We start from the raw sequence: 19442 nt of genomic DNA, 5'->3' as shown, positions 1-19442 counted from the left end.
ATTACTATACCCGAAAAAGCTATGATATATAATTCCATAAGCTTTATTTTTAAATTAACTTATGGGTGAAAAGACACATAAATATAGAAACTAAAAGTTAAATATAAAACAGCTTAAGCTATTAACTTTCAATATCTTAAGCTGCTTTATAAAAAATGCATTACATAAACCTAAACTTTCCCCAATTTTTGTCGTTCCAAACTGCATAAGCTTCATTTAAATTATCATTAAAAAACAATTTTAAATAATTCTTCATACCACTTGCCAAATTCATATTTTCTAGTATTTCTATTTCTGTCCAAAACACTTTACCCTCATGAGTTTCGTCTATCATTTCACCTGAATATGTATATGTCTTGAAAAGAAAAATGAACCATCTCTCATGAGTAATATCATTATACCAATCAATAAGACCACTAAACTCTAAGTTTTTTACATCAAGTCCTGTTTCCTCTTTAACTTCACGAACTGTAGATTCAATAATACTTTCAGCATTCTGCACCTTACCTCCAGGAAAAGTTATACCACGCCATTCCGGTTTATTAACTTTATCCTGTACAACAACTTTGTTGTTTTCCTTATCTATAATCATACACATATTCATTAATTTTGCTTCTACCATGATATCCTCCCAATTATTACTGTGATACATATAATATTTGAAATTCCCCTCTACTTATCACAGTGCTCTTATATATTATTCTTGTTAAAAAACTCTTTGCACAGTACCATTCTATAAAATATAAAATTTTTCCCCTAATCTCACACAATCATAATAAGTTACCCTAAAATACCTAAATTTATAAATCCTATAAAATATTTAATGCTTTAAAAATGTAATACCTGCTTTTGTGAATAGCATGCCTTCTTTTGCACTACCAAAAAGAGTTGTATCAACTAATGCATATACCTTTGTTTTTTCAACTGATTCTGCATATGTGCTAATTGCATTATTCAATTTCTTTTCTGGTATCTCTTCCATATTATAAAAAACATACTTTCTACAATATCTTTTCCTTATTCCGCTAATATTTTCCTTAATTCATTATACTGCTCCCTTTTGTCTTCAGCTTTTTCATTTTTGTATTTGCATTAATTATATTCAACAAATCTCTTCCATTTCCTTCTTCTATATCTACACTGTACAGTTCTTACAAATCTTATAAATTCTAAAGCCAATAGCCACATACAACATCAGTAGAGAATAATTTCGAACACTATCTTTTCCTTCGCAATTCGCACACTTATTCTAAACTTTTTAACATTTTTTTAATATATGCTTACATATTTTAACTGTAACATATAGTTAGCTGCTACCATAATATGTACCAGTAATAAAAATAAAATATTCAATAATTATCCCACAATAAGCATTACATTACCTGAATTATGAAATTTTTCTAGAATGACTTGCATAATTCCATCGTATCGTACCTTTTTGTGGTTTAATCATTCAATATTTATTTGCATTTTATGGAGGTTAAAATTATGGAAAAACTTGATTATAGTAATATAACTCCTCTTTATTGGACTAAAGATACTCGAATAGGGAAAGTTCTCATTAATACTGAACCAACGCCCTTAAGAGTGAAATCTGAAAATTTACCTAGGAGAAGGCAATTGTGGGTTGTTAATGACTCCGCTACTTATATTTATCATTCTACTGATCCAAATTTTACACTTGAAAGTGGTAAATATATATTTAATGTTCCTGCGGAAGTTATTGTTTATGACCTTAATCCCGATGAAAATTTGACTATTTATGCAAGGACCAAAGAGTATCCTGTAACAATTAGAGTATTCGAGGTGATTTAATATGGCACTTACCAGTTATCAATTTAGAAATCAACCTTACTGGCTAGGTTTTGTTTTCGCAGGTCAGGCATTTACTATTTCCCATAGAGAAACAATTAGGCCAGGTAGAAGTCTTAATATTCAAATATCCACTGGCAAAAATACTATTACACACATAACAAATCAAACAATAGTAAGTCAGATGGAACAATTAGGCATCAAACTAATAAAAGCTCCTGGTTTTATTCCTGGAACTAAAAAAATTCCGGTAATAAACCTAGATGATAGATCCAAGATTAAAGCGGCTACATCATTTTATTATAATGCTTATAATATACATGATGGACTAGTATTGTCAGAGAATATGATACCAAAATTTGCATTTACTCAAGGTGGTTCTCCTATAGAATCTACACTATTCGAGAGAATTCTGCAATATGATACTAATTATATATTGTCCATAAGGAATGAAGGCTTCTATCCTACAGAAGTTATGATAAACATGGCATTTTACGAATCAGGTAATTAATTATATAGGTTACTAAAAAACTTAAGAAACAAAAGTATTTGTTAATATGTTATTCTACATCACAAAAAATACTAAAAATTTCTTCACTTATGCTCATACTTTAACATATACTAGTTAGTAGTAGTATCCTCATATAATTTCATTCTTCTTTAGTACTTATTATAAGTAAAGGAGGGATACTATGAGCCATAAACATCATGATTGTTGTAACTGCTGCTGCGACCCTTGCAGATGCAATAGTTGTCAATGTGATCCATGTAGATGCAGGCCTTCTTGCAACTGCGGTCCATATAGTGGTTTTCCATTTTTAGGTCTAGGCGGCGGAAGATGTTTTAACAACTGTGGACGTAGCAGTGGACTATGTTGGATATTACTACTTTTAGCTTTATGTGGACGCCGCTAAATTATAATGATATATAAAAGGGGAAGCTTTTGAGCTTCCCCGCTTTGAATTATGTATTTTTTTCATTATTTATGAGTCATTATATTCAATATTAATTTATCTGTTTGAAGCATTCCTTCTCTTCCAATTTGAGCTATATTCCTGATGGTTTTTTCCACGTCTTTTTCTATTATTCCCTCTTTTTCTGATATAACTATATTATTCATGGCTAAAAGTGAAGATTGTACTGCAGCACTTACTCCTGTAGATACTTTTAGAGCACAGCCTGTTTTTGCTCCATCACATATCATACCTGATATATTTCCAACCATATTTTTAATAGAATAATTTATTTCCTTAAGTTGTCCACCTAAAAGATATGTAATACCACAGCTTGCACCTGCAGAAGCTACCACACAGCCACACAAAGCCGATAATCTTCCTAAATAAGTTTTAATATGAATTGCTACTAAATTACTTAAAACCAAAGCTCTTGCTAATTTTTCAGAGCTAACATTTAATTTTTCTGCCACTGCTACCACAGGGAGCATAACTGTTAATCCTTGATTACCACTACCAGAGTTACTCATAACTGGGTACATACATCCTGCCATTCTTGCATCTGACGCAGCAGCAGTTAATGCCATAGCATAGTTCTGAATATCATCTGATAGTACACCTTTTTTTATATTATCTGTAATGGTTTTTCCTACATTTAAGCCATAGCCTTTTAAGCCTTCTTCTGCTATTTTTCTATTCATTTTTGCCCCTTCTAAAATAAATTCTATATCCTCTAGAGGACTATTTATAGCAAAATCATATATATCTTCAACACTTAATTTTATACAATGCTCTTTATTTTTATCTTTATCAATAGATACTTCTGCTTCTTCTTCATCCTCTACTTGAAATAAAATCTCTTCATTTAGCTGAACTAAAACTAAATTATTGTGTTTATCCTTTATAATGGCCTTTGAAATATTTTTTCCACTTACGCATTGAACCTCTATATAAAGTTTATTGGGTACAGCTTTTGTATTTACTGATACTTTTCCACCCTTTAACATATCTTTTGCATCTTCTATATTTTGCTTAGTTATATCCTTTAAAACTTCTAATTCCACATTAGGATTTCCTCCAATAGCACCTAATGCTGCCGCTATATCTAGTCCTGTCATACCAGTTCCCGGTATACCTACACCCATTCCGTTCTTTAATATATTATCACTTACAAAAACTTTTATTAATTCAGGATAAGAATTTAAAGCCTCCTTAGCTTTTGCAGCTGCTAAAGCCACTGCAATTGGCTCTGTACATCCTAATGCTGGAACTACCTCCGATTTAAGTATTTCTATAAAACCTTTACATCCACACTCATCACAAGACATTTCATTCATCCTTTCTGTTTATACTTCATAATTTTCCTTAAATTGAAATAACTTTTTCACTAATATAATAATAATGAATGAATTCTTATTTTTCAAGTTTTAAACAGTTCATTTTTAAGCTTTAACCTTATTTTTTACTAAATATCATAGTATTTTTATTGAATTCCTCTTTCACAGACAAACAAAAATTATCTTATGTGTTTTAATCTCTATATCTTTTCTTAACTATATTCCATTTTTACTTCGCTTCCATTTACCCCTGCCACTGGAGCACTTACTATAAGCTTAACTGGAACTCTATTTTTTAATTCTTCCACATGACTTATGATTCCCACTGCTAAGTTTTCGCTTCTAAGTTTTTCTAATGATGTCATTACTACATCTAAAAGATCATTGTCTAAAGTTCCAAATCCTTCATCTAAGAAGAAAAACTGTAGTGGAGCACTACCTTTTAATTGAATTTGTGATGAAAGTGCTAAAGCTAAGGATAGGGATGTTAGGAAGGTTTCGCCACCTGATAAAGTGCTTGTATGCCTTCTAGCGCCTCCATTAAAGTCATCTCTCATTATAAAATTACCATCCACATCTATTTCTAAAGCATATCTTCCCTTAGTAATACTTTTCAACCTCTTTGAAGCCTCTATAGCTATATACTTCAGTTCATTCATAGCCACAAATTCTACAAATTTATTTCCTTTTACTAAATCGTCTAACTCCTGACATAAACTATATTTATGCTGATATTTTTCCTTTCTTTCTATTAGCTTTAACACTTCCTCTAAATCCCTTATGGTATCATCTAATTCCTTTTTCTTTTGCGCCTTTATTTCTATGCATTCATTTAAATTTTCTTGCAGTTGAAATTTATACTCTTTTGTCTGCTGCCACTGCTCTTCAGTAATATCTCTGCCACTGATTTTATCTTCTAATCTTTTTATATTATCCTCTAATTTTATTTTATCATCTTCATATTTATTTATTATTTGCTGCAGATTCTCTATATGTTCTTTGGTTATAAAATACTCTAAAACCTGTTTTTCATCTTTAAAGCTACACTCCTTTAATTTAATGTATAAATTTTCTTTTTGATTCTTTAATATGCCATTTAAAGTCTCTAAATTTTTCTCTAAGCTAGATTTTTCTTTGTCACAATTATTTTTTTTATTCTTTTTTAATTCTAATTTATCTCTTAGAGATTTTTCAGTGGTGTTTATATAGTCTATTTCCTTGTTAACTTTTAATATAGATTCCTCAGGATCTTCTTCTCCACATATTCTTTTTACTTCTTCTCCATATTCATCTATGAAATTCTTTTTCTCTGTTCCACTTTGGGTTATTTGCGCTCTTTCACTTTGTAGTTTTGATACTTCCCTTTGTATTTCTTCCCTTTTCTTATTTAATTTATCTACTGCTCTTCTACTTTCTTTTTCTTGTTTTTTAAGTTTAACTATCTCTTCATCCCAAATTTTTATTTTCTTTATTTCCAATTCTATATTTTCTACCTCTAATACTTTTATAATATCTGTGTATTCTTTAAATACATTAGAGCACTTGCCATTTGCATCTTTTAAATCCTCATTTATACTTTTCAAATTATATTGTGCCGCATTTATTTTTTCCTCTAGGGATGCATACATTTTATCAATAGAAGCCTTTTCTTCCCTCTTATGCTCTAAATCCCTCTCTAAATTATTAAGTTCTTCATTCCACTTATTTATTTTTTCCTTTAAATTAGTAAAATAAACTTCTTTAGCCTTTGCTTCTTCTTGTAAATTATCTATATCTATTCCTTCTAATTCTTTATTTACTTTTTTAAGTTCCTCTTCTAAATACTGCTGATCTCTATGAACTGCTGCCATGTTAATATTATAATGGTTAATATTTTCCTTAAGGGCTTCACATTTTTCTTTTAATTCTCTGTTTAACTCTTCCACATGTTTTAATTCATCTTCACCTATAAAATTGGCTTTTTTCACATGGTGAGTGGCTCCACATACTGGACAAGGTTTTCCTTCTTGTAGTTCCTTTGCCAGCATTGCTGCAATGTTTTTATTGTACTTTTCCTTAAATAATTTTTCACCATTTTTAAGTTCATCTACCTCATGGTCATACTCTAAATTTAAAGAATTAATTTTTTCCTGAAGTTCTTTCTTTTTTAACAAAATATCTTCATATTTTTTATGTAATTTCCCTTTAGTATCTAAACATATCAATATCTTTTCTTTTCTTTCTTTTACTGAAGTCACTTCCTGCTGAGCTTTTAATAAAGTTTCTCCATCTCCTGGACACTTCTTTTGAGTAGCTTCTCTATTTTCTATTAAACCACTTATTGAACTATCTAAATTTATCTTTTTATTCTTTATTTCTATGAACTGTTTTTCATTGTTCTTTATAGCTTCACTAAAGGTATTATATTTTTTATTTAATAAAGTTATATTTTCATTTAATTCCTTATATTTGCAATATTTATCATATGCACTATAGATGGAATTTCTATACTCTGGAGATATAGTCTTATTGCTTAAACTTTTTTCTAATTCCTCCAAATCATTAATTAAAACTTCTCTTTTTGTAGTTATATCTAATAAAGCTGACTCTAGGGATTTTATCTTTTTATTTAAATTATCGTACTTAAATCTTAACTCCTGTCTTTCCTTTTCAACTTCCTTTACTCTTTTATTTATATCCACTGCTCTAGATAGCTCTGTAGCCTTTTTAACCAACTTTGGAGTTTTTTCTCTTTGATTTTCTAAAGCAACTTCATATTCCTTTTGAAGCAATAAAAGTTTTTGATTTATGTCTATTAAAAGTTCTTCTTTTTCTTTTAATTTAGTTTCATTTATTTTTACACTATTTTCAGTGTTTTTAACTTCATCTATAAAAGGCTTAATATTAAAGGCATTTTTTCCATATTCTAATTTTAGCTTTTTATTCTCAATGGCTTCTGCTTTTTTCACCAATTCACTTTGCTGTTGAATATAGTTTTGAAGTTCTTTTTTGGTATTCCACAAAATAGTATACTCTTCATATAACTTATCTATCTTTTCTTTTTCCTTCTTTAATGCTTGTTCTTTTTCCTCTAAATTTTTTAATTCTTCTTTTAAAGTATCTACTTTTTCTTTAGATACATCATTATATCTGTTTAACTCTCCATTTAGCTCTATTAATCTCTTTTCTTCCTGTTCCTTTAGTTTTTTAATTTTCTCCCTAAGTCCTCTGCCATAACGTTCTAGTTTAAATATTCTTTCTAGCATACTTCTTCTATCTACCCCAGTTAGTTTTAAAAATTCACTAAATTTACCCTGAGGAAGCACTACGGATCTGGTAAAATCATCTACAGAAAGTCCTATTATACTTTCCACTGCATTTCTAACATTTACCGCACCCTCTGCTATTACTTCATTGTTTTCTCCATTTAATTTATATATTCTAGCTAAGGTGGTCTTGTATCCACCATTTTTGTCCACCTTAATACATCTATCACATTGATACTCTTTAATATTGTTTCCTAATCCAATAGAAAAGGTATAGCTTACTTCTAATCTATCACTTTCTGAATTAATAAACCCTTTATTATCTCTAGTAATTTTACCATATAGAGCCATGGTTATACCGTCTAATATAGTAGATTTTCCACTGCCTGTAGGTCCAAATATGCCAAAAAATCCTTTCTCTGTAAGTTCATTAAAAGGTATCTTTTGTTCCTGAACGAAGCTATTTAAGCCTTTAATTTTCAGAAGTATAGGTTTCATTTTCCATCACCTCTTCTTCATGTTCATTGACTATATTTAAAAACAAATCTAATATATCCTTATCAGGCTCCACTTTTCTCTCATATTTATAAAATTCCTTAAAAACTTCTTCCATACTTTTTTCCGTTAAATTTTCATATACCTCATCATCTTCTTCCCCTTGAATTTTAGGAAGTATTTGAACTATGTCATTTTTATAACTCTTCATTTCCTTTATTTCCTCCTGAAGAATTACTCTGTCCGTATATATTTCTATATAAGCCCAAACATCTCTATCACTGTTTTCCTTACATTTATATATGGCCTCTTCCACCCCATGACATTTCCAAACTTCTATAGGCTTATAATTTTTAAAATAAACTTCATTTATTTCTGCCTCTTTCCCTGGGGATACCTCTACTATATAAGCACAGTTAGCATTATTTCTTTCACTTTTACTGTATTGAATAGGTGCACCCGAATATCTTATTCTTCCATCAGTACCCTTTACTTTCTGGGGCTTATGTAGATGTCCTAATGCTATGTATTGAGCTTTTTTAGGTAACTTATTAGCATCTACTGTTAGACTCCCCCCTAATTGAATAGGCCTTTCAGAATCAGAACTCTCTCCACCTAAAACAAATAAATGAGATACCACTAAGTTTATAGTATCTTCTCTAAACTTTTCTGATAGTTTTAAAAATATATCTCCTATCTTTTGTGAGTAATCTTTTTGCCTTTCCTCTTCGGATAGTTTATCTGATATAATTTCATTTAATCTCTTTTCACTAGGATATGGCATTGCAAGAATAATAGCTTTTTCTCCATTTATTTCTATTTCGAAATATCCTTCATCTGCTTCTATTATATTAGCTTCACCACACTTACCAACGCTCACTACACTTCTAGGTGTACCTAAAAGTATTATACCCTGTTGGTGGGCAATGGGAGATGCTGCTTCCAGCCTATCTGGATTATCATGATTACCTGATATCACTAGAACAACTCTTTTCCCATTACAGCTTATTTCCCTAAGTGCTTTATAAAACAAACCCTCCGCTCTTGCTGGAGGATTGCTATTATCGTATATGTCTCCGGATATTATTATCATATCCGGATTTTCACGGTTTACCATATCTACAAACTCATCTATAAATTTCTCTTGTTCATCTAACCTACTATAACCCTCTAACATTTTTCCCAAATGCCAGTCTGAAGTATGAATAAACTTCACAAAATCACCCCTCTTAAAATTCCCTAGCTTTATAAATGGCTCTTTTCTCTAAAGACCAAACTCTATCGGACATACTACCTGGCTCTACATCTTCTAAAGCCTTTTTCATGTCATACATTTTAGCATCCATGTCATCCAGTCTATGAAGCATCTCAGCTTCTGGAATCATAGGTTTTTTAGGACTACCATAATCTGGCTCATAGTGATGCGCAAGCACCATATGTTCTAGAAGCATTTTTATTTCTGGATTTATATTTAATTTTTCTGCGGCAGTTTCTATTTTCTTTACTCCCATTACTATATGTCCTAAAAGTTGCCCTTCTATAGTGTATTCACTTACTATTCCCAGCTCACTAGAGGCCATTTCCTCCATTTTTGATATATCATGAAGGATTATTCCTGAATAAAGTAAATCCTTATTTAAAAATGTATATATTTGACACAATTTTTCTCCCGCTTTAAGCATTGTAGTTATATGATATAAAAGTCCTCCTCTTACAGAATGATGGTTACTTTTAGCTGCTGGGTAATACATTAAAGTTTCCTTATATTCATCTAAAATATAATTAACTAATTTTTTTATTTCTTCATTATTTATTTTGTTAATATACTCCATTACATCATTGTACATTTCTTCCGAAGTATAGGGCGCTACTGGCACAAAATCTGTTATATCTACTCCATCTTCATCCATTACTTCTCTTATTTTTTCTATCTTAAATTGAAGAGTGTTCTGCCACTCAGTAACCATTCCCCTAACTTTTACAAGAGTATTTGCTCTATATATTTCATCTGCTTCAGTGGAATTCCAAAGCTTTGCATTTATTTCTCCAGTTCTATCTGCAAGCGTAAAATCTAGATACTTTTTATTGTTGCTAGATGATTTACATTCTACTGATTTTATTAAAAAGAACCCATCGATTCTATTTCCTGCTTGAAACTGATTTATAGTCATAATTTCTATATTCATCTAAAAATCTCTCCTTACTATTAATTACTATATTATATTGTCACTATGCTATTATTATAAAACAAATATAAATATTTTTCACTTACTCTTCTACCCGTTACGCTTTCAAGAGCTTTAGAATAATATTCTATTTGCACTTTATATCTTTCTTTTATATCTTCTACATTTTCTACATAATCTGTCTTATAGTCAAGGAGTATTATATTCCCATTTTCTTCAAAATAACAGTCAATTATTCCTTGAAGCATTATCTTTTCTCCTTCATACAAATCTTTAGGTAATTCCTTGTAAATTTCAGTACTTTTTATATCCATATGAAATGGTACTTCCCTATACACCTTTTCAGCATTCAGCATTCTTTTACCTATTGAGGATTTGAAAAATTCTATTATTTTATTTATATTTACGGATTTTCCTTCTTCCTCTGTAATAAATTCTTTTTCAATCATAGTATTTATTTGCTCTTCTATATCTTGATATTTTTCCACTCTATCAAAGGAAATTCTCTGCATCACCGCATGCATAGCAGTACCTTTTTCTGCTGGTGTCAACCCTTTTTTCTCTAACAAAAACAATGGTTTCTTCACTAGTTTAGGAATAGCTACACTGGAATCATACTCTTCATCTAAAATTTCTTGAAACTTTCTCTTAAGTTCAGTAACAGTTATTACCGTTGGCATTTCTTGAGACTCTTCATATGCATATTTATAGTTTAACTTCTTATCTACTTCTTTATAAATGTTATCCTCCAGTTCTATATTCTGATTATTTACCTCTTCAGTGCTAAATATATCTTCCATGGACATTTGCTCTGAATTTAACAATTCCGCACGTGACCATAATTTTATTCTCCAATTGGATGTATCTTCTAAAAGTTCTATATTTCTTATATCTCCCTTTATTAAAAGCTTTTTTCCCTGTTCATGCCTCATTACACATGGCACTATCCAGTCTAGATAATTATCCGCATTAGCCCTGTGGTATGCTGATAACTTTGTACTGCCTTTTTCTATGCTAAAATGCCATTTACTTATAGCTTTTTCCACATCTTTTACCATACCAGTTATTATAAGCTTTTCCTTTGCCCTAGTTAGTGCCACATATAAAACTCTCATCTCTTCTGAAAGGCTTTCTAATTTTATTTTTTTCCTTATTATTCCTTTCATGAGAGAAGGATATACTAGCCTCTTTTCCAAATCTATGCAATCAGGACCAAAGCCCAGTTCTTGATGAATCAATAATCTTTTATTAATATCCATCATATTAAACTTTTTGCCCATACCAGCTACAATAACTACAGGAAACTCTAATCCCTTACTTTTGTGTATACTCATTATTCTAACTACATTTTCATTTTCGCCAATGATTTTAGCACTGCCCATGTCACCGCTATTTTCTTTTAGTCTATTTATAAAATTTATAAAGTTAAATAGACCTTTATAGCTAGTATTTTGATACTGCTTAGCCCTTTGAAACAACATCTTTAAGTTTGCCTGTCTTTGTTCTCCAGCAGGCATAGCTCCTACGTACCCATAGTATCCTGTGCTTTTGTACAAAAACCATATAAATTCATCTAAAGGCATGTGAATAGATATTTCTCTCCACATCTCCATATTTGTCAAAAATCCCTCTATTTTATTTAATAAGTCTCTCTCTACTTCTATTGAGTTATCATTAGATTTTACACTTTGCTCAATTTGCTCTTCATATATGTGATCTTCTAACTGCTCTTCACTATAATTTATTTCCTGAATACTAGACTTCAAGACTTTTACTATATCAACCATTTTTTCATAATAACTATCTTCTTTGCTATTTATTTTTATTTCTATTAATTCCTCCTGGGTAAAGCCTCCTATAGGGGAATTCATTAAAGCTAACATAGGTATGTCCTGTATTGGGTTATCTATTACTTGAAGCAAACTCATCATTGTTTTTATCTCTATAGTTTGAAAATATCCCGTTCCAGTATCTGCATACACAGGTATTCCCTTTTCTTTAAACTCTTCCATAAACACTGGGGCCCATTTTTGTGTACTTCTAAGAAGCACCACTATGTCCCTATAGGTTACATCTCTATATTCGCCACTCTCCTTACTAAAAACCATAAATTTTTCATTTTTATTATCTATAAGTTCATTAATTCTATTTGCAACCATTCTAGCTTCTATTTGTATATTTGAAGGATTATCTTCCTCAATGTTTTCTTCCAAAGCTTCTTCAGAGAGTTCATCTTTATCTTTATTTTCTATTAAGTGTAGTTCTACTGGACCACCTACTTTGAATCCATCACTTTCTTCTTTATAATCTGCCCCTAAATTTAACTTTTCTTCCTCATCATATTCTAACTCTCCAACACTCTCACTCATTATTTGCCTAAATATAAAATTTATTCCCTCTATAATTTCTCTCCTACTTCTAAAATTCTTATATAAAAGTACCTTTCTATATAAGCTTCCCTCTTCCTGTGAGTAACTATTGTATTTGCCTAAAAATATTTCCGGCTTTGCCTGTCTAAACCTATAAATACTTTGTTTTATATCCCCTACCATAAAAATATTAGGCTCTTCTTTTCTACTTATAATATTTATTATAGTCTCCTGTATAGTGTTTGTGTCTTGATACTCATCTACAAGTATTTCTTCATAGGATTTTCTAAGCTCTAATGCTATTTCTGAAGGCACTACTTTTTCTCCTTCTGTTTTAGATAATATCTGAAGACACATATGTTCAAAGTCATTGAAGTCTATAAGACCTCTTTCTCTTTTCTTTTTAGAAAATTCTTCGGAAAATTCCACAACCAGTGCACAAAGGCTAGATATAACAGGATATAGACATTTAAAATCTTCTTTTATATCTTCATAGCTAAAAGGCGCAACTTCATCTTTAATGGAATTAATACCTTTTTTAACTTCTTCTCTTAATTTTTTAACAATCTCCTGCTTATCCTTATCCACGCCTTTTTTACATCTTTTTAGACTCTTGAAATCTATCTTCTTTATGCTTTTAACAAAATTATCCCAAGATGTTTCAGACACCATTATTAAATCATTTATCATTGCTAAATCATCATTAATATTTTCCCTATAAGACTCTAGTGTTTCTTCCTCTTCTATTATTTCTATACAAATATATAATTTTTGCTTAAAAGCTCTTATTTCCTCTGATATATATTTTAAATAAGTTTTAATGCCATCTAAAGCTTTTAAATCTATATTATCCACGTTAAACTTTTCTGCTGCTTCTTTTAGCCATTTTTCTTGCCAAGGAAATGATGTAGAGAAGTTATATAAATCTATTACCATATCCTGCAGGTTTCTATCATCTCTATTATTACAATAAATTTGTACAAGATTTAAAAACTCCTGATTTTCTTCACTCTCATATTTTTTTTCAAACAATTCCTCTAAAGTTTCCTGTTTTAAAAGAATATTTTCTGTGGCATCACTTATTTTAAAATCTGGATTCAAGCCAATAATGTGGAAATTGTTCCTTATTATATCTAAACAAAAGGAATGAAGTGTTGTTATACTTGCCTTAGGTAAAAGGGTTAGCTGTCTTTGCAACTTTGCAGAATTAGGTTCCTCCTCCAGTTTATCTATAATAGCTGCTGCTATTCTCTCCCTCATTTCTGATGCCGCAGCATTGGTGAAAGTTACAACTAAAAGCTTATCTATATCCACTGGATTATTTAAATCCGTTATTATATTTATTATCCTTTGAACTAATACTGCCGTTTTACCAGAGCCTGCCGCAGCAGCCACTAAAAGATTACAGTTCCTTGTATAAATAGCCTCCTGCTGCTCTTTTGTCCACTTTACTCCTGCCATTACTCATCACCCTCTCTAGAATCTTTGCTGCCTAATTCCTCATCTAATTTCTCCCATACCTGATGATCTTTCAATTCATGTATTGAATTATATTTATTACTTTCTATAGAATCATCAAATTGACATATGGATGAGAATATACAATATTTACATGGCACACTTTCTTTTTTCCTATAAGGCTTTATTCCTATATCTCCATCTAACATCTGCTCACAACTCTTGATTAAATTATTTCTTACATGCTCCCTAAGTTCTTCAAACTGTTCTTTAGTTGCTGTAGAGGATCTACTGCTTAAATTTCCGTCCTTTTTAATTTCCGCAGGTATTATAAGAGAGATTCCTTCTATATCTCTATCCATTTCCTTTACTATTTCAGTATCCTTCAATATTAATCCTTTCATTTTCAACTCTTTCATAATAGCCTTTTCTATTTCTTCTTCTGTCAAGTTCTTATTTCCCTTTATAATTGGGTCTTGTAATTTAAAATATAAAACTCCTGCTGGCAGTGATGGAACATCTTTTTCTCCACTACCAGCACTTATTATAGCATCTAAATAAGTTATAAGCTGTATTTGAAGCCCGTAATAAACATCTGAAAGTTTAAAATCTTTATTACCTGATTTATAGTCTATGATTCTATAAAACACTCCCTCTTCTCCTACTAATTTATCAACTCTATCTATTTTTCCAATTAATTTAATCTTTTCACCATTAGAAAGTGATATTTCTATAGGTGGAAAATCCCCATCTTCTGCAAATATCATTTCATATCCCAAAGGCTGAAATCCACTTTGCTTCATATGAGTAACTATAAGCCAAACTGCTCTTAGTAAAACTCTCTTTAGTCTCTCCATAAGATATCTGTATCTAGCTGAACTGTTTAATATAGACCCGGAAGTCTCATTTATAATCTTTTCTATGGATATATCTATATTTGCTTCACACCATTCTTTAGATAAATCTCCCCAATGCAACTGACTTTTTCTAACTGTTTCTGAGAAATCATCTATTACTTTATGCATAAAAGTTCCTATGTCTGGAGAACTAAGTTTAAATATCTTTCTTTCTTTCGCTTTTAATCCATATTGAACGTAATATGCAAATGGACATTCTACATATCTCTCCAATCTAGAAACTGAAAGCTTAATATTCTTACCATATAATTTTTGTACACTACCTTTATTTAATTTTTTCATTTGGTTATCATATTCAAATCCCAAAATAACTCTTTTATAAGTTTCTCGCCACTGCTCATTATTCTTGTACCAAAGATGTACTTGCTTCCAAGTTGGATCTACAGTACTCAAACTATTATCCTTTCTCATAAGAGTTATTAATTTATTAAAAGTAGGAACTTTTCTATATATATTTTCCAATGCAGCTTTTGCCTCATCCACCTGTTCCCACTGTTCTTCTATTTTAGAATAAAGTCTTTTTAATCTAGATATTATCATTGATGGTCTCAATGCCTTTCCCTCATGATCTGCAATAGAATAACTTATTCTTAAATAATCTGAAGCAATGGTTAAAGAGGAGTATATTAAAAATTGTTCTTCTAAAGCTTTTGTTTTAGTATCGCTAGCAAGTTCTATACCTGAATTCCTTAATGCAATTCTATCTAAATCTGTAAATACTCCTTCCTCCCAATTGCCCTTTGGAAAAATCCCATCATTTACACCTATTATATACAAAGCTTTTATATTATGGCTTTTAATTCTATCTACACTACTTACTAAAACTTGATCTAGTGCTGGAGGTATGAGCCCCATTTTATTATGGCTAAATCCTATGGTTATAATGTCAATAAATTCCTCTAGGGTTAACTCTTCTTCACCAACCACCTCTACGACTTCATCTAAGAGCTCCATTACTAAGTTCCATATACTGCTGTACTCTCTACCTAACTGTTGGTTTCCTTCTTCTTTAAATTTATCTACCCAGCTTTCTATCTTTTCAGGAACTCCTATACTACATAAAAAATTAAAAGCTGAAGTACATATATGAACTGCCTTATGCTTTCCATGAATATTTTTCCATAGTTCTAAAAGTGGCTCTGCTACTTTATATCTTATGTTATTTATTCTTTCTAACATTTTTTCTTTTTCTTCATCTTCTATTTCTTTTTCAAAATTATAACTTATAAAATTCTCCCACTTCTTCTCTCCAGTCCACTTATTCTTTCCCTTTATTCCGCAAGCTAAAACATAATTTTCTAGTAAAAAAACATCCTCTTCATCTATATCCAATAATCCTGTTTTTAAATATCTAAATATAGATTGATAGGACCAGTTCTTTGTAAATATCTCTATGGATGCTTTTATTAGTATTATTAAAGGATTATCATCAATATCTTTTTTTCTATCAATAAAATTAGGTATTTCATATTCTGAAAAAATAGCCTTAACAGTATTTTCGTAAATAGATAAATCCCTACTAACCACTGCTATATCCTTAAATCTAAAGCCCTTGTCTCTACAAAGCTTAACTATATCCTTAGCTACATTTTCAACCTCACTGTACAAGTTAGCACCTTTTAATATCTTTATATCCTTTGTATTTCCTTTATAAGGTACACAATTATAGTTAAAAAAATTGCCTTCCAAATATGAAATCTCTTTACTTTCTTTAAATCTTGGATATGGTTTTTTCCAAAGTTCTATTGGTTTATCTAGAGATATATTATTATTCATAGCTATATCTATAAGTTTTTTTTCTGTTTTTTCTATTAAGTTAAATACTCCTCCATCCATCCCCTTGTCTTTACTGGTGTTCATACATAAAGTTATGTTTACCCTCTTAGTTAGCTTTAAAAATTTTTCTATTATTTTATACTGTTGCGGAGTAAAATAATTAAATTCATCTATCCATATTTCACTATTCTTAATGGCTTCATAAAAATCTATTTTATTATAAAGTATTGTCAGGTAATCCTCTGGATCAATATACCCTTCATTTACTATTTTTACAAATTTATCATATATAATTCCTATGTCTCGTATTTTTTTAGCTAAAAATTCATCTCCTTCTATAGAATTTGATGTTTCCATAAGTGTTTCTGGAGTTACATTATAATTTTTAAACTCTGTTATTAAATCAGCTATTACTGTGGCAAATCCCTGCTGTTTTGCAGCAGTATTAAAAACCTGCAGCTCATCCTTCATATCCATCATAATTTTATATATAAGCATGCATTTTCCAGACTCATCCATGTTTTTATGAATTAGTCCTCCCACTTCACTAAATACTCTATGAGCAAGTCTTTTAAAACTCAAAACTTCAACATTCAAAAGTCCTGTAGCTCCTACTTTTTCGATTAAATTCTTTTCTGCTTGAAAAGAAAATTGTTCTGGTACCAATAATATGATTTTATTATTAACTCCCTTAGATAAGGCATTTTTTATACTTTCTGTGCAAAAGTAGCTCTTTCCACTACCACTTCTTCCATATATAAATCTTAAACTCATATCCTCACCATCCATATTTTTTATATATTCTGCATTACCCTCAGCTATTTCACTTAATAGTATTATATCAAATTTTACCTATATAAATTATATCATCATATAGCACTAAATTTTTTCCTAGTAAAAAAGAAGTCTACTATGGTAGTATTTTACCACAGAAGGCTTCTTTTATTTCAACTTAATAAAAGTATAACGTCCTTAAAATTAATATAAAGATTACTAATGGGCTATTTAAAACTTTCATTTATGGTATAGAAATACTTCCATTATACATATCTAATCCCACCCCTATTAGTCCTCCAATTAGTATAAATGTAAAAATAATTATCATTATTACTCTGTCATATTCCCCCATTTTTATGTCTAATATGATAGCTCTTAAAAGCGCTATTAAAATAACTCCAACAAATATAGCTATATAACAAAACATTCCAAATTTATCAATATACCATTTTATCATATATTTAAATACTATAAATCTAGGAGCTAAACAATCCCAAGTATACATATTTTATTCCCCACTTTAATTATTCTTCTATTAGCCCCTTTTTCTTTTGTCTCATTAAGCTAAATAGTATTCCCCCGATTATTGATGGAACTATCCATGCAAATCCCTGCTGAGATAATGGAATTATATTCATAAAATTTCCTATAAAAGATGTATTAAATCCCAAAGCGGACATTGCATCAAATAAACTTACAAATAAAGCTCCATAAACAGCTCCTATATATGCTCCTTTATTACGTATCAAATTATCAAACATGTTCATCACTATTAAAACTATAGTTATTGGATATACTGCTACAAGTACAGGCATAGATAATCTAACTATTTTTTCTACTCCAACATTAGCTAAAATAGCACTTATTACAGTAGTAATTATAACTATTTTTTCATAGCTAACCTTTCCTTTTGTAAGTTCATTAAAATAATTTCCTGTAGTAGCTGTAAGCCCTATAGATGTAGTTAGGCATGCTAATGTAACACATATAGCTAAGGCAATTGAACCAAATCCCCCTAGTGTACTTTCAGCAATGTTCATAACTAACTGAGTTTTAGTTATATTTTGTGGGAAGACCGTATTACTTGTAGCACCAAGGTATAATAGTCCCCCATAAACAAAAGCCAAACCCAATGCAGCTATTAACGATGATTTAAAAGCCAACTTCATTTGAACTTTTGGTTCTTTATATCCCTTATCTATAAGGCTTTTTAAAACTATACCAGCCATAAGTATTGACCCCATAGCATCCATTGTCTGATATCCACCTACAAATCCACTGGAAAAAGCATTTTTTATAAATGGTGTTCCTGGATTCGCCATAGGGGAAATTATCCCCTTAAATATTATAAGTGCCAATACTGCTAGTAAAGCTGGTGTTAATATTTTACCAATCTTATCTACTATTCCTGATGGTTTTATTACAAAGAACAGCGTTACTGAAAAGTAAATTATAGAAAATATAACTGAATTCAATCCTGGAAAAATTGGGCTTATACCCATCTCAAAGGTGGTAGCACCAGTTCTCGGAATAGCCAAAAATGGTCCGATGCAAAGAACTATTACAGTTCCTAATATTTTGCTAAAGGTAGGACTTACTTTACTGCATAATTTGTCAATACTTCCTCCCGCTCTAGATACTGCCATAATTCCTAAAAGTGGCATTCCTATTCCTATTAAGAAAAATCCTAATGTAGCCAACATCCACTTTGATCCAGATTGCATTCCTAGTTCTGGTGGAAATATTAAATTACCTGCCCCAAAGAACATAGCGAATAAGGCTAATCCTACTACCAAAGCATCTTTATTTTTTTTACTCACGATAAATACACCCCCAAAAATACTACATATTCTAGGTACTGAATTAGTTTGTTAACTTTTTATCCATTTTTAAAATTTTCTGTATATTCTCCATTCAGCTTTTAACATTCATTTGCTATGTTTCACTACCTTTAAAGAATTTGTATATATATAGTTATACCAAAATATATGAATCAGTTCAAGTTTTTTCTTTCATTTTTTACAAAATATATTTGGTAAAAATGTTAAACATAAATAAGCACTCATATAATTATTTCAAAACTCAACTACTATTTTTATATTTATTAGTGTATAATT

The 19442-nt window shown here is 30.3% G+C and carries 13 protein-coding genes; 3 read left to right on the top strand and 10 right to left on the bottom strand.

Annotated features, from left to right (window positions below; translation table 11 throughout):
• Positions 1-160 precede the first annotated feature (160 nt).
• Positions 161-622 carry an 8-oxo-dGTP diphosphatase gene (locus tag CC89_RS04795; RefSeq protein WP_035289668.1) on the bottom strand — a complete coding sequence of 154 codons (462 nt, stop codon included), beginning with the start codon at positions 620-622 and terminating at the stop codon, positions 161-163.
• A gap of 198 nt (positions 623-820) precedes the next feature.
• On the bottom strand, positions 821-982 hold the full coding sequence (locus CC89_RS20385; protein WP_185750674.1) for a hypothetical protein: 162 nt from the start codon (positions 980-982) through the stop codon (positions 821-823).
• A 506-nt stretch (positions 983-1488) separates the two neighbouring features.
• Between CC89_RS20385 and CC89_RS04790 the strand changes: the two genes are divergently transcribed.
• The 3 genes from CC89_RS04790 (at position 1489) to CC89_RS20380 (ending at position 2726) form a co-directional block, all read left to right on the top strand.
• The gene (locus tag CC89_RS04790) at positions 1489-1815 is read left to right on the top strand and encodes a hypothetical protein (RefSeq protein ID WP_035289665.1); all 327 of its coding nucleotides are present in this window, start codon (positions 1489-1491) and stop codon (positions 1813-1815) included.
• Position 1816: 1 nt separating this feature from the next.
• Positions 1817-2323, top strand: coding sequence for a hypothetical protein (locus CC89_RS04785; RefSeq protein ID WP_035289662.1), 507 nt, complete (start codon positions 1817-1819; stop codon positions 2321-2323).
• 181 nt (positions 2324-2504) lie between these two features.
• Positions 2505-2726, top strand: a complete 222-nt coding sequence (locus CC89_RS20380) for a hypothetical protein (RefSeq protein WP_035289660.1) — start codon at positions 2505-2507, stop codon at positions 2724-2726.
• Between the two features lie 65 nt (positions 2727-2791).
• Here CC89_RS20380 and CC89_RS04775 read toward each other — a convergent pair whose 3' ends face one another.
• The 8 genes from CC89_RS04775 to brnQ all read right to left on the bottom strand — a co-directional run bounded on the left by CC89_RS04775 (position 2792) and on the right by brnQ (position 19145).
• Entirely contained in the window at positions 2792-4093 is a 1302-nt protein-coding gene (locus CC89_RS04775; RefSeq protein ID WP_035289657.1) for an L-cysteine desulfidase family protein, read from the bottom strand.
• A 221-nt stretch (positions 4094-4314) separates the two neighbouring features.
• Positions 4315-7845 carry an SbcC/MukB-like Walker B domain-containing protein gene (locus CC89_RS04770; protein WP_035289654.1) on the bottom strand — a complete coding sequence of 1177 codons (3531 nt, stop codon included), beginning with the start codon at positions 7843-7845 and terminating at the stop codon, positions 4315-4317.
• Positions 7820-9058 carry an exonuclease SbcCD subunit D gene (locus tag CC89_RS04765; protein WP_035289651.1) on the bottom strand — a complete coding sequence of 413 codons (1239 nt, stop codon included), beginning with the start codon at positions 9056-9058 and terminating at the stop codon, positions 7820-7822. Before CC89_RS04765 ends, CC89_RS04770 begins: the two co-directional genes overlap by 26 nt.
• A gap of 13 nt (positions 9059-9071) precedes the next feature.
• The gene (locus CC89_RS04760) at positions 9072-10028 is read right to left on the bottom strand and encodes a 3'-5' exoribonuclease YhaM family protein (protein WP_081896963.1); all 957 of its coding nucleotides are present in this window, start codon (positions 10026-10028) and stop codon (positions 9072-9074) included.
• A 32-nt stretch (positions 10029-10060) separates the two neighbouring features.
• A complete protein-coding gene (gene addA, locus CC89_RS04755; RefSeq protein WP_035289648.1) occupies positions 10061-13858 on the bottom strand; it encodes a helicase-exonuclease AddAB subunit AddA in 3798 nt (1265 codons plus the stop codon).
• Positions 13858-17322: a helicase-exonuclease AddAB subunit AddB gene (gene addB / locus CC89_RS04750; protein WP_035291196.1), complete on the bottom strand. Its 3465-nt coding sequence runs from the start codon at positions 17320-17322 to the stop codon at positions 13858-13860. The genes addA and addB overlap by 1 nt, the downstream gene beginning before the upstream one ends.
• Before the next feature lie 244 nt (positions 17323-17566).
• Positions 17567-17830 carry a hypothetical protein gene (locus CC89_RS04745; protein WP_035289645.1) on the bottom strand — a complete coding sequence of 88 codons (264 nt, stop codon included), beginning with the start codon at positions 17828-17830 and terminating at the stop codon, positions 17567-17569.
• A 19-nt stretch (positions 17831-17849) separates the two neighbouring features.
• Complete coding sequence (brnQ, locus tag CC89_RS04740) at positions 17850-19145, bottom strand: branched-chain amino acid transport system II carrier protein (protein ID WP_051931495.1); 1296 nt, start codon at positions 19143-19145, stop codon at positions 17850-17852.
• Between the last annotated feature and the right edge of the window lie 297 nt (positions 19146-19442).

The organism is Clostridium sp. KNHs214 (assembly GCF_000744935.1).
Lineage (GTDB): Bacteria > Bacillota > Clostridia > Clostridiales > Clostridiaceae > Haloimpatiens.
The sequence above is the reverse complement of the archived record's forward strand: the minus strand, read 5'-3'. Positions and strand labels throughout refer to the sequence as shown.

Bases quoted from the DNA above. Each gene is read 5' to 3' on its own strand.
- addB (WP_035291196.1), bottom strand. From the start codon at position 17,322: ATGAGTTTAAGATTTATATATGGAAGAAGTGGTAGTGGAAAGAGCTAC.
- CC89_RS04760 (WP_081896963.1), bottom strand. From the start codon at position 10,028: ATGAATATAGAAATTATGACTATAAATCAGTTTCAAGCAGGAAATAGA.
- CC89_RS04785 (WP_035289662.1), top strand. From the start codon at position 1,817: ATGGCACTTACCAGTTATCAATTTAGAAATCAACCTTACTGGCTAGGT.
- CC89_RS04770 (WP_035289654.1), bottom strand. From the start codon at position 7,845: ATGAAACCTATACTTCTGAAAATTAAAGGCTTAAATAGCTTCGTTCAG.
- CC89_RS04745 (WP_035289645.1), bottom strand. From the start codon at position 17,830: ATGTATACTTGGGATTGTTTAGCTCCTAGATTTATAGTATTTAAATAT.
- CC89_RS20385 (WP_185750674.1), bottom strand. From the start codon at position 982: ATGGAAGAGATACCAGAAAAGAAATTGAATAATGCAATTAGCACATAT.
- CC89_RS04795 (WP_035289668.1), bottom strand. From the start codon at position 622: ATGGTAGAAGCAAAATTAATGAATATGTGTATGATTATAGATAAGGAA.
- addA (WP_035289648.1), bottom strand. From the start codon at position 13,858: ATGGCAGGAGTAAAGTGGACAAAAGAGCAGCAGGAGGCTATTTATACA.
- CC89_RS20380 (WP_035289660.1), top strand. From the start codon at position 2,505: ATGAGCCATAAACATCATGATTGTTGTAACTGCTGCTGCGACCCTTGC.
- CC89_RS04775 (WP_035289657.1), bottom strand. From the start codon at position 4,093: ATGTCTTGTGATGAGTGTGGATGTAAAGGTTTTATAGAAATACTTAAA.
- CC89_RS04790 (WP_035289665.1), top strand. From the start codon at position 1,489: ATGGAAAAACTTGATTATAGTAATATAACTCCTCTTTATTGGACTAAA.